This is a genomic window from Micromonospora sp. CPCC 205558 (genome assembly GCF_036902955.1).
In the GTDB taxonomy this organism is placed as follows: domain Bacteria; phylum Actinomycetota; class Actinomycetes; order Mycobacteriales; family Micromonosporaceae; genus Micromonospora.
Window position 1 is genome coordinate 16,725 of record NZ_JBAKHR010000010.1, and the last position, 11,123, is coordinate 27,847.

General features: G+C 70.5%; 12 protein-coding genes. All 12 read left to right on the forward strand.

What is annotated here, in order from left to right:
• Positions 1–3 precede the first annotated feature (3 nt).
• Positions 4–564: a hypothetical protein gene (locus V6U86_RS13885; protein WP_334502939.1), complete on the forward strand. Its 561-nt coding sequence runs from the start codon at positions 4–6 to the stop codon at positions 562–564.
• Positions 561–1,916: an ABC transporter substrate-binding protein gene (locus V6U86_RS13890; RefSeq protein ID WP_334502941.1), complete on the forward strand. Its 1,356-nt coding sequence runs from the start codon at positions 561–563 to the stop codon at positions 1,914–1,916. The genes V6U86_RS13885 and V6U86_RS13890 overlap by 4 nt, the downstream gene beginning before the upstream one ends.
• 18 nt (positions 1,917–1,934) lie before the next feature.
• Positions 1,935–2,753, forward strand: a complete 819-nt coding sequence (locus tag V6U86_RS13895; protein ID WP_334502943.1) for a class I SAM-dependent methyltransferase — start codon at positions 1,935–1,937, stop codon at positions 2,751–2,753.
• 24 nt (positions 2,754–2,777) lie between these two features.
• Complete coding sequence (locus V6U86_RS13900) at positions 2,778–3,656, forward strand: branched-chain amino acid ABC transporter permease (protein ID WP_334502945.1); 879 nt, start codon at positions 2,778–2,780, stop codon at positions 3,654–3,656.
• The gene (locus tag V6U86_RS13905; protein ID WP_334502947.1) at positions 3,653–4,666 is read left to right on the forward strand and encodes a branched-chain amino acid ABC transporter permease; all 1,014 of its coding nucleotides are present in this window, start codon (positions 3,653–3,655) and stop codon (positions 4,664–4,666) included. The genes V6U86_RS13900 and V6U86_RS13905 overlap by 4 nt, the downstream gene beginning before the upstream one ends.
• Positions 4,663–6,174 (forward strand): ATP-binding cassette domain-containing protein, encoded by a 1,512-nt coding sequence (locus V6U86_RS13910; RefSeq protein ID WP_334502950.1) that lies wholly within the window; start codon positions 4,663–4,665, stop codon positions 6,172–6,174. The genes V6U86_RS13905 and V6U86_RS13910 overlap by 4 nt, the downstream gene beginning before the upstream one ends.
• A gap of 127 nt (positions 6,175–6,301) precedes the next feature.
• Positions 6,302–6,739 carry a hypothetical protein gene (locus V6U86_RS13915; RefSeq protein ID WP_334502952.1) on the forward strand — a complete coding sequence of 146 codons (438 nt, stop codon included), beginning with the start codon at positions 6,302–6,304 and terminating at the stop codon, positions 6,737–6,739.
• 13 nt (positions 6,740–6,752) lie between these two features.
• Positions 6,753–7,544 (forward strand): methyltransferase domain-containing protein, encoded by a 792-nt coding sequence (locus V6U86_RS13920; protein ID WP_334502954.1) that lies wholly within the window; start codon positions 6,753–6,755, stop codon positions 7,542–7,544.
• Positions 7,545–7,676: 132 nt separating this feature from the next.
• Positions 7,677–8,315, forward strand: coding sequence for a hypothetical protein (locus tag V6U86_RS13925; protein WP_334502956.1), 639 nt, complete (start codon positions 7,677–7,679; stop codon positions 8,313–8,315).
• A 47-nt stretch (positions 8,316–8,362) separates the two neighbouring features.
• A complete protein-coding gene (locus tag V6U86_RS13930) occupies positions 8,363–9,517 on the forward strand; it encodes a tetratricopeptide repeat protein (RefSeq protein ID WP_334502958.1) in 1,155 nt (384 codons plus the stop codon).
• Positions 9,518–9,630: 113 nt separating this feature from the next.
• Positions 9,631–9,888: a hypothetical protein gene (locus V6U86_RS13935; RefSeq protein WP_334502960.1), complete on the forward strand. Its 258-nt coding sequence runs from the start codon at positions 9,631–9,633 to the stop codon at positions 9,886–9,888.
• A gap of 349 nt (positions 9,889–10,237) precedes the next feature.
• Positions 10,238–10,930: a hypothetical protein gene (locus tag V6U86_RS13940; protein ID WP_334502962.1), complete on the forward strand. Its 693-nt coding sequence runs from the start codon at positions 10,238–10,240 to the stop codon at positions 10,928–10,930.
• Positions 10,931–11,123 lie beyond the last annotated feature (193 nt).

Below are 11,123 nucleotides of genomic sequence, written 5' to 3' on the forward strand. Positions count from 1 at the left end.
AGCATGAGCGCGAACTCGGGCGTGATGGGGCGTGCGGCCTCGACGGTCAAGGTGCTGGTGACCGGCGGCGCGGGTGTGGGGAAGTCCTGCTTCCTGCGGGCCGCTCAGCGTGGGGGCGCGACGCTGCCCGGCCAGTCGGGCGTGGTCGGAGAGGTCGGTTACGCAACCCTGTCCACCGGCGTCACCGTCGTCCTGCACGTGACGCCGGAGCTGCGGCGCTGGTGGTGGATGTGGGACCACGTCGCTCTCGGCGCCACCAGCGCAGTCGTGCTGGTCGACACCACCCGACTGCCGGTGTCGTATCCGGCGATGGACTACCTCGACGCCCGTGACATGCCGTACCTGGTCGCGATCAACCGGGCGCTCGGCGGTCCCCGCAACCGCCACGAGATTCGCGATGCCTTACGGGTGAGCGCGCAGGTGCCGGTCCTGACCTGCGACGCCACGGAACCCGCCTCCGTCCTGGCCATCCTGCACCGCCTGGCCAGCCCCGTCGTACCACCCCAGCACCACGTACGGCCCTCGCACCATCCCCTCAGAACGGAAGGACGTCGACTCTCGTGACTCATCAACCAACCGGCCGCCGGCACCATCGCTGGCGAACGGCGATCGCCTCCATCGCTGCCACCGCCCTGGTCGCTGTCGCCGGCTGCGCCGGGTCGAGCCTCAGCGACTCGGATACCACCGCCAACGAGATCCGCATCGGCTTGATCGTGCCAAAAACCGGCAACTACAAGTCGATCGGTGATGACCAGGCCGCGGGGTGGCGGCTGGCCTTGGACAAGCTGGGCGGCAAGCTCGGCGGTCGACCCGTGAAGGTGATTGAGGCCGACGAGGGCGACGGCAAGGCCACCGCCCTCGCGTCGGCGCGCAAGCTCATCGAGCAGGACAAGGTCCTCGCTCTCGTTGGCGGGGGTACCGCCGACACGGTGCAGACCTTGTACCCGCTGCTGATCGAGTCCAAGGTGCCGCTGATCGGTATGGGTGGGCGGCCCTCAACGGTCGACAATCCCACCTACCTGTGGTCGACGTCGTGGCTGAGTCAGGAGACCGGCGCGTCGATCGCCGGCTACCTGCGCACGACCGTCGGCAATGGCCGGGTCTGGGTGATCGGCCCGGACTACATCGGCGGCCGTGATCAGATCGGTGGTTTCGTCACCGCCTTCCGCAAGGCTGGCGGGCAACTGGCGAACCCGGGCGGGGAGCCGACGTGGACGCCGTGGGTACCGGCGCCGACGACCGAGTTCTCCCCGTACCTGACGAAGATCAAAGAGGCCAAGCCGGCGGCCGTCTACACCTTCTACGCCGGCGCGTCCGCGATCGAGTTCGTCAAGCAGTACCGCCAGTACGGCATCACCACGCCGCTGTACGCCTCAGGCTTCCTGACCGAAGGCGCGCCACTGGCCGCGTTGAAGGAGCAGGCCAAAGGCATCTACACCACGCTTAACTACTCGCCGACGCTGGACAACGCGGCCAACAGAGACTTCGTAAGCCGGTTCACCGCAGGTAACGACGGGAAGCTGCCGAACGTCTACCACGTCTGCGCGTGGGACGCGGCGCTCGTGCTGGACAGGGCCATCTCGGAAGCGCTGGCCCAGCCCGATGCCACCGCGACTACACCCACCGCCACCGGCACTGCACAGGCCTCCGGCAGCCCTGCGCCGAGTAGCAGCCCAGCGGTCAGCAGCCCGGCCGCGTCGCCGGCCGCCGCAAGTGTGCCGGCAACCGGGCTGACCTCGCAAACGCTCACCGCCGCGCTGCCCCGGGTGGGCTCGATCGATTCACCTCGGGGCGCCTGGCAGTTCGGGCCGATCAACCACACCCCGGTGCAGGCGTACTACCTGCGGGAGGTAGCCCAGGACGGACAGGTGTGGGTCAACCGCACCGTGCAGACGCTCACCACCCTCGGCTCCTGAATCGGAAGGGACAAACCCATGACCACGACCGCGACCGGCGAGCAGCAGGCCGGGTACATGTTCGACAACGCCACCAACGAGGCCGCCAACCAGCTGCGTCACCTCGCTGAGATCCTCGACCCCGGCACCCGCCGGACCCTGTTCGAGCTGGGGGTCGGACCGGGCTGGAACGTCACGGACATCGGCGCCGGCGCGGGCACGCTGACTACCTGGCTGGCCGACCAGGTCGCCCCCGATGGGCACGTCACCGCCGTGGACCTCGACCCCCGCTACATCCCCGAGGGGCCCAATGTCACCGTCCGGGCCGGCGACATCCGCGAGATGGAACTGCCCGCGGGGTCGCAGCAGGCCATCGTCGCCCGCCTGGTGCTGATGCACCTGCCCGAGCGGGAGCAGGTCCTCGCCGACCTGATACGCGCTCTCGCCCCGGGCGGGGCGATGGTGGTGGCGGACTGGGACTGCACCTGGCGCGACATGATCCGCCGCAGCCCCAGCCCACGGGCCACCGAGCTGATCGAGCGGTTCCAAGACCTGTTGCTCGCCTACGGCGAGTCTCGCGGGGCGGACATGGGCTGGGCGCAGCGGGCACCCGAGGTGATGCTGCGCCTCGGCCTGGTCGACGTCGACAGCCGCATCGAGTCCCGCTCGTGGCGCGGCGGCACCGGCATCTGCCAGCTGCACCACTCCAACTCGATCCAGCGCGAGGCCGAGCTGGTCGCCGGCGGCATGAGTCGCGACGACCTGGCCGAGCTGCGGCAGGTGTTGATGGACCCGCAGCTGATGCTGTCGGGCTACCTGATGCACACCACCATCGGCCGGCGCCTCGCGTCCGCCTGACCTGAGTTCGGAAGGAGGAGTGCCGTGGGCCTGAGCGGGCTCGTCAACCCCTACACGATCACCGCGCTGGACGGGGTCGCGTACGGACTGCTGCTGTTCGTCATCGCCGCCGGACTCACGCTGATCTTCGGCGTCGCCGGGGTGTTCAGCATGGCCCACGGCACCCTCTACCTCGCTGGCGCCTACATCGCCTGGCACCTCGCCGACGGCGGCTGGGCCGGACTCGGCCTGGCCCTCGCCGCGGCGGTCCTGATCGGCGCGCTCGGGGGAGCGGGCCTCGCCGCCGCTGTGCGACCCCTCACGGATCGGCCGCTGGACCAGGTGCTTGCCACCCTCGGGCTGGCGTACATCGCCGCCGACGGGTTCAGCACCGTGTTCGGCGCCGAACCGCGCTCAGTCGACCCACCCCGCGCGCTCGCCGGGTCGGTCAGCCTCGGCGGCTACCAGTACCCGGTCTACCGACTGGGGTTCATCGCGGTCGCCGCCCTGATCATCGTGCTGCTGATCTGGCTGGTCGAGCGCTCCCGCACCGGAGCGATGGTGCGGGCCGTGGTCGCCGACCCCGGCATGGCCGCCGCCACCGGGCTATGCACCCGCAGGACCCGGGCCGCCGTGCTGGTCGGTGGGGGAGTCCTCGCGGTCACCGCCGGCGTGCTCGGCGCCCCGGTCATCGGCCCGGCCCCCGGCGTGGACACCACGATCCTGGTCTACTCGCTGATCGTCTGCGTCGTCGGCGGCCTCGGCAGCATCCGCGGCGCTCTGCTCGCCGCCCTCGGCGTCGGCCAAGTTCTCACGCTCGGTGTCGCTCTCGTTCCCGGCGCTGCCGCGTTTGTCCTTGCCGCGGCGATGCTGGTCGCGCTTTCCGTTCGGCACCGCCCTGCGCTTGCGGGACGGCCCGCGTGACCACCATCCTCACACCCGCACCCGCACCCGCACCCGCACCCGCACCCGACACCGCCACGACCCAACACCGATCTGTCAGCCGGGTGGCCCGCCTCGTACCCGTCGCCTCGGGCATCGTCGTCGTGGCGGCAGTGGCGCTGCCGTGGATGGTCAACGCGTACGTCGTCTCGCTCGCCGCCACCGCTCTGGTCATGGCCGTGCTCGCGATGAGCGCGCAGCTGCTGGTCGGGCTGGCCGGGCAACCACCGCTGGGGCAGGCCGCGTACCTGCTCGTCGGCGCGTACACCGCCGCCACCCTCGCTACGCTGACCAACCTCGGCCCGGTCCAGTTGCTGGCGGCGACCGCCGCCGGGGCTGTCGTCGCGGCCGTGACCGGCCTGCTCGCGGTACGGGTCCGGGCCACCACCTTCCTGATGGTCACGTTCGGTATCGGTGAACTCGTGCACGCCGCCGCCGGGCAGTGGGCGCCGGGCGGCAGCGAAGGCACCCACACCGCGCCGGTGGTCGCGCTACCCGGCCTGCCCCCGATGGTCCGGCCGGGCTGGGTGTACCTGTACGTCCTCGCGTGCACCCTGATCATCGGCGCCGCGGTCATCGTCCTCACCCGCACGCGCTTCGCCCTGCTCCTGCGCGGCATCGCCGCCCACGAGCCCCGTGTACAAGCCACCGGCCACCACACCAGCCGGCTCCTTCTCGCCGCCTATACCCTCGCCGGTGCCATCGCTGGCGCGGCCGGGGCGCTGCTCGTCGCGGTGACCCGCTACGTCTCGCCCGCCGACGCCGCCATGGGCATCTCCGCCCTCGCCCTCGCCGCCGCGCTGATCGGGTCCGGCAGCATGATCGGCGCCTGCGCCTCCGCGATCCTCCTCGTGGCCGCCCGGGACTGGGCCGGCGGTCTGCTCAGCGGCCACGGCAGCACCCTGCTCGGCCTGAGTTTCCTCGCCCTGGCCTACCTACCCCGGCACCGGCTGGCCGGGCTCGTCAGCCGACGCGATCGGGAGCGGACATGAGCGCACCGCTGCTGCGACTGGACACCGTCAGCCGCGCCTACGGCGCCCGCCGAGCCGTCGACGAGGTCAGTCTCGACCTGCACCCGGGGGCACGGCACGCGCTCATCGGACCCAACGGCGCCGGCAAGAGCACCCTGCTACACCTGATCGCCGGCACCCTGCGCCCGACGTCGGGGCGCATCCACTACGCCGGACACGACATCCACCGCTGGCCGGCGCACCGCCGCGCCCGCGCCGGAATCGCCCGCACCTGGCAGCATCCCGCTCTCGCCCGCCCGCTGACGGTCGTCCAGAACGTGCTACTCGCCGTGCCCGGGCAGCACCTGGCCGCGCTGCGCCTGCGGCCTCGCACGTCAGCGGCGGCCCTGCACGCCCTGGCCCGGGTCGGCCTGGCCGAGCACGCCCAGTGGCCCACCAGCCAACTCTCCTACGGCGACCAACGCCGCCTCGAAGTCGCCGTCGCCCTCGCCGCCCAACCCCGACTGCTCCTGCTCGACGAACCCTCCGCCGGCCTCGCCACCACCGAGGTCACCCGCCTCGCCGAGCTGATCCGCGCACTGCCCACCGACATCGCCGTGCTGCTGGTCGACCACAACCTCGACTTCGTCACCGCGGTCGCCGACACCGTCACCGTCCTGCACCACGGCCAACACCTCACCACCGGCACCCCCAGCGACGTGCGCACCCACCCGGACGTGCGCCGCGTGTACCTCGCCGAGACGGACCCCACCAACCACGTGCCCACAGCGCCGAAGGCCACCACCGACCCGCCCGCAGCTGCGCCGCCCATCCTGCGGGTGCGCAACCTGCGAGCCGGGCACCACGGCGCACCTCTGCTCACCGGCGTCACGCTCAATGTGCGAGCCGGGAAGGTGAGCGCCGTGGTCGGCCGCAACGGGGCCGGCAAAACCACTCTGATCAACACCATCGCTGGCCTACACCCCGCGCTGTCGGGTACTGAAATCCTCCTCAACAACCGACTGGTGACAGGCCTTTCTGCCCGCCGCCGCTGCCGCGCCGGCATCGGCCTCGTCCCGCAAGGACGCCGCCTGTTCGCCGGCCTCACCGTCGCCGAGCACCTCGCGCTACCCCGACCGCACCCCGGCCGCCCCCGCACCATCACCGCACGGCAGATCCTCGACCTGTTCCCCGCGCTGGGCGAACGCCGTCACCACCGGCCCCACCAACTCTCCGGCGGCGAACAGCAAATGCTCGCCCTGGCCCGCGCCCTGCTCGCCGCGCCGAAGGTGCTGCTACTCGACGAACCCTCCGAAGGACTCGCCCCCGCCATCGTCGGCCAGCTCGCCGCGATCATCACCGGCCTTGCCGAGACCGGCAGCGCTGTCCTACTCGCCGAGCAGAACCTCGCCCTCGCCCTCGACATCGCGCACGACGTCGCCGTCCTCGACAGGGGCACCATCGCCCTGAACGCCCCCGCAGCAGACCTGCGCGCCGATCCCGCCCGCCTGCACGACGTGCTTGCCGTACCTACGGGATCCCCACGATGACCACCAGCATCTCCCTTCACAGCCCAGCGAGGCGACCTCCGCGCCTCGCTTGCACCCCTGCACCTGGCGGGTCAGGTCCCACCAGGCGCGGGGCCGCCCTCCGAGCATCCATCGCGGGCGGCAATGGGTGGTTGGCGTCGCCGACCCGAACGGCGCCGCCGACCACCCCACCCACCTTCAAGCAGGCAAGGGCGGTGACATCGTGAATGACGACGACACCAGCCTCTGGCTGCTCACCGACCTGGCCCGCTGCACCACCTGCGAGCAGTACCTCCAGCCCTACGCCGCTGCCCCGCGTCGCAGGTTCTATGTCTGCTTCTGCCCCGCAGTCCTGTACGACGCGGCGCACCTGGAAGCGCTCGTTGTCGGCTTCGCCGCCGCCTACGACCGACGCACCGCGGCCACCCGGCCACTCATTACCTACCAGCGATGGCAGGAGTCCACCCGTGCCGACCTACGCCAACACCTGATCCGGCTTGTCGAGCTGGCCCTCGTCCATAGCCCCGAGTCCGTCGAGCTGCGCTGGGCCCACAGCGGCACCAGCGTTCTCGCGAACCAGGGTTGAACCAGGAGGAACCATGACGTCCACCCACCAGCGCCACCAGATAAGCAGCAGCATGCCGCCCCTAGACCTCACGAAGGTGTTCGACCCGATCACGACACGGGAATTCGCGCGTATCGGAGTCCGAAGCGGGCAGCGAGCTCTCGATGTCGGCGCTGGAGCTGGTTCGCTCACGCGTTACCTCGCCGGCCTGGTCGGATCGTCGGGTCGCGTCGTCGCCCTAGACGAAGATGCGAAACTGCTCGACCCCACCGCGATCGTCCACGTCTACGAACGCGACCTGCGCCACGGGTTGCAACTACCCGCCGAAGCCGCGCCGTTCGACCTGATCAATGCGCGCTGCGCGCTGGCGCCGCTTGCCAACCGAACCGACTTACTCGACGAGATGATCTCCCTACTGAAGCCGGGCGGATGGCTGGTCCTCGGCGACATCGTTTACGCCCAGATGTGGGTGCACCGCGCTCCCTCGCCCGAAGACGCGGAACTACTCGCCAACGTGGTGCGCCGCGTTCTCGACGTCCTCGCCAGCCAGGGCGTCGACCTGCACTGGGGCGACAGGGCAGCCTCTCTGCTGCTGCACGCCGGGATGAACCACGTGCACGCCCGCACCACCGCCCGTACCTGGACCGGCGGCGGCCCCGGCTGCCAGCTCTACGCCGACAACGTTCACCAACTGACCGACCAGCTGCTAGTCGACGGCGCGACGGAAGAGGACCTGGACCGCTTCGCCGAGCTGATGGCCGATCCGATGGTGGTGCTGCGCTCCTATCAGTTCACCTCGACCATTGCCCAAAGCCCCGCCCACTAGCGCGCCGGGCCAGGACGGAACCCATCGGCTGGCTGCCACTTTACGCCCACCGACGTGAGCAGCACCTGACCGGCGACTCGCGCCTAGCCGCACAGTCCCCGCCAGCCCTCCGACGAACGCAAGGGAACAACCATGCACCTCACGATGCCCCGGGCACCGCAACCGGCGCGAGGGCTCCACCAGATGCCCGCTCGGAGGGCAATCGACCACGCCGCCGCACGGCGGACCCTGGGTGATCTCCATGACGCCTACCAGTGGGCGGTTTACGCCCACACGCTCGCCCACCGCACTAATCACTCCGCGGAGCGCCTCGACGCGGCGGCGATGCTGGCACCCCTGGCCGCGCTGACCGGACACGCCGACCAGGCCGTCACCACCTACCGCGACCTGGTCGACCTCGCCACCGCCGAACTCGGCCACAGCCACGAGCGGACCCTGTACGCCCGCGCCGGCATGGCCGAGGCACACCACCGCGTCGGCCGCTGTGAGAAGGCAATCCGAGACCTCGCAGACGTCTACACCACTGCCACCCACCGGCGCGGACCCGAAGCCCCGGTCAGCCTAAAAACGCTCACACAACTCGCGTGCCTCTACCGCGACTGCGGATTGCGCGACGTCGCCCATCGCTGCCTCACCGTCGCCACGACCATCGCCGCCCGCTACCTGCCCCGAGGCGATCCACATCGCGCCCGCATCACGGACATCGCTGCGACGCCCGCCAGTGAAAACCACCGCGCCGTCTGCACCCAGGCAGCCCCCTCATGGCACTGACTGGCTTGCCAACCGCGAGAACCACCTGATCAGGAAAGGGACACGCTATGCCGTCGCGGAGCACGCCGGTTACCCCATGGACGCCTGCGTTCGTTGTTGACGCGGTCGCCGCGGCGTTCAAGCGGGCGGTCGAGCACGACCTACACCAGGCGATCAGCGCGGTGGCCCGCGAGCGCGGCCTGTCACAGGCCACGATCGACGAATGGGTAGCGCGAGCCCGCGCGGTGCCAGCCGCCCCCGTCCCGCCAGGACTGGTGACCTGCCACAACTGCGGCCACCCGATGATCCTGGTGCAGCTTCCCGGGTGCCCGCCGGTCTACCTGTGCATGCCCGCCTGCGGGCGCGCACCCGTGCCAGCGCAAGCGCTGCGCGACGCGGTCGCCCAAGCCGTGCTGCACCGCGCCCCGCACCTCGTACCTCCCGGCAAAATCCATTGCGCTGCCGCATACGCCCCCGGTGGCATCCACCGCGTCGCGGTCGGTGCCGGGCCCAGCGACCTGCACCTCACATGGCGATCCGAGCCCCGACAGCTCGTCGGACCTCGGATGTCCATGGCACAACGCCTCACCTACGCCCGAGCCCGGGCCGATCACGGCGACCATGCACGCGCGATCGAAGCTCTGCAGACCGGCCTGCTGCACACCGATCCCACCGACGACCTGCCCGCCCTGGACGTCGCCACCGCAAACGCCGCCGCCCTGCTCGCAGAACTCACCCTCACGAACGACGACCCCAGCGCCGCACTGCCCTGGGCCCGCTGGGCGTGCCGCTCCCTACGCCGCCTGCGCGGCGCCACATCACCGGAGGCACGTGCCGCCCTCAAGATCCTGGCCAACACGTACCGCCGCACCGGCAAACTCCCCGAAGCGGCCGACTGCTACCGCGATCTCATCCGCCACCACACCTCCGCCGACGGCCCCCGGGCACTGCCCACCCTCGCCGCCCAAGCGACCCTCGCCCTCGTCCTCTATCAAGACGGGCACTGCGCACCCGCGCGTCAACTCCTCGCCCGGGCCGCCGCCGAGCACCGCGCCGCGCATCCAGGTCACCGCGACGGCCCGCGCCTGCGCCACGAACTAACCCGCATGCGTACCACCTGCGCCGACCAACGCCACGGCCACCCGGCCGGAATCGACGACCCGCCACACGACTTGGCAGCGGCATCACCGATGGGAGCTCAACGCCATGATTCACAGCCCTAGCCATGCTGACCGAAACAACAACACCGGCGGGCCGACCGGCGGACAGCAGTTGCGCACAGCGGGGCAGGCCGATCTGACCCGGCGGTGAGGACTTGCGCTCGGACGGTGGGTCGATGGCGGGCAAGCGGCGCCGCATCTACACGACGCTGCTCGCGGATCCCACCCGGACATGGACGGTGCGTGAGCTTGCCGCCACGGTCAACACCCCTGCTGAGGGCCCCAACCGGCCCTCAGAGGGCACCGTCCGCGACACCTTCAACGTGCTGCTCGCCGACGGACACCTGCGACAGGTGCCACACCGGCGATCCCTGACGGCCATGCTCACCGACCGCGGCCGACAGGCACTGACCAACCTGCTCAGGGCCAATTAGCGCCGACAAGCCAACCAAGCAGACCTATCGACGTCCGTGCCAGGCCTCCCGGCTGCTAGCCGACCACAGCGACGCTGGGCCGCCTCAACGCCGAAGCGCGCCAGCGCAGCCATCTGACCGCTTACCTATCCAGCGAGGAATCATCACCACGATGCCCATGCCCCGACGGACTGCTCTCGCCCACCTGGTGACTGCGAGCGCTCTCGGCGCCCTGCTCACTGCCTGCCAAACAAGCGCCCCCACCGGCCAAACCGGCTCGCAACCTGCATCCGCATCACCCCGGCAGCAGAGCACCACGATGCCTCCAACGGCCGCCACCGATCCCGGCCTCACCCCGCACCAACGCCTGATGACCCTCGCCGCGAGCGTCGCCAGCACCCCCGCCGATGCCTCCACCAACCTGCCGTACACCTACCTGCACACTCAGTCGTGGACCCGCGCTACCAACGTGATTACACGCTCTGATGTGCGTCGCTGGCGCCGCGACTCCGACAGCTCCGGCCGGGAGTTGACACGCCGGCTTCCCGATGTTCCTGGCCTCACCCACCGCCCGACACCGGCTGAGCGGAGCACTTTCCCGCCAGCCTCAGAAAAGACCACGCGATACCTGGCGGGCGAACTGCAGCCGTATCTGGCGGAACCGCTGCCCGCCGATGCCGCCACGCTCGCCGGCTCCCTAGCGCCACGCGCGCTCGCTAACGAGCCTGCCTACCCCCGCATGCTCGTCCACGGCGTCATCGGCCTTGCCACTAGCCAATATCTCAGTCAGGAGCAGCGCGCGGAGATGCTGCGCGTCCTGGCCGGCGTGCCGAACATCTCCTTCGGCGGCGAGCAGACAGACCTGGCTGGACGGGCCGGCCTTGGCTTCAGCGTGACTGTCGACGGCTCCACAACGCAGCTCATCCTCAACCCTGGCACCGGGGAGGTCCTCTCTGCCCACGAACAGGTGACCGGCGCTCGGGCGGGCCTCTTCTCCCTTGTGCTGATCCTCGATCGCGGCCGCGCCGCCACCGACACGAGCACACCGTCCTCACGACCCTGACCTAAGCGGTTCGTCGGGTCGGGCAGGCATGAATCGACAACGCAAGACCGGCGGGGACAGATCCCCCACCCGCGCTCGTCCTGCAAGCCGCCGCGCAACAACGGCTCCTCGGGTCTGCCGGTCCACAACTACCGCACTGTGGGCCGTCCTAAATAGTCGATATCAGGACGATAGCGCCACCAGTGCGGGCGCG

Coding starts and splice junctions, on each gene's coding strand:
- V6U86_RS13930 (WP_334502958.1), top strand. CDS start 8,363: ATGCCGTCGCGGAGCACGCCGGTTACCCCATGGACGCCTGCGTTCGTT.
- V6U86_RS13940 (WP_334502962.1), top strand. CDS start 10,238: ATGACCCTCGCCGCGAGCGTCGCCAGCACCCCCGCCGATGCCTCCACC.
- V6U86_RS13935 (WP_334502960.1), top strand. CDS start 9,631: ATGGCGGGCAAGCGGCGCCGCATCTACACGACGCTGCTCGCGGATCCC.
- V6U86_RS13920 (WP_334502954.1), top strand. CDS start 6,753: ATGACGTCCACCCACCAGCGCCACCAGATAAGCAGCAGCATGCCGCCC.
- V6U86_RS13895 (WP_334502943.1), top strand. CDS start 1,935: ATGACCACGACCGCGACCGGCGAGCAGCAGGCCGGGTACATGTTCGAC.
- V6U86_RS13885 (WP_334502939.1), top strand. CDS start 4: ATGAGCGCGAACTCGGGCGTGATGGGGCGTGCGGCCTCGACGGTCAAG.
- V6U86_RS13910 (WP_334502950.1), top strand. CDS start 4,663: ATGAGCGCACCGCTGCTGCGACTGGACACCGTCAGCCGCGCCTACGGC.
- V6U86_RS13925 (WP_334502956.1), top strand. CDS start 7,677: ATGCACCTCACGATGCCCCGGGCACCGCAACCGGCGCGAGGGCTCCAC.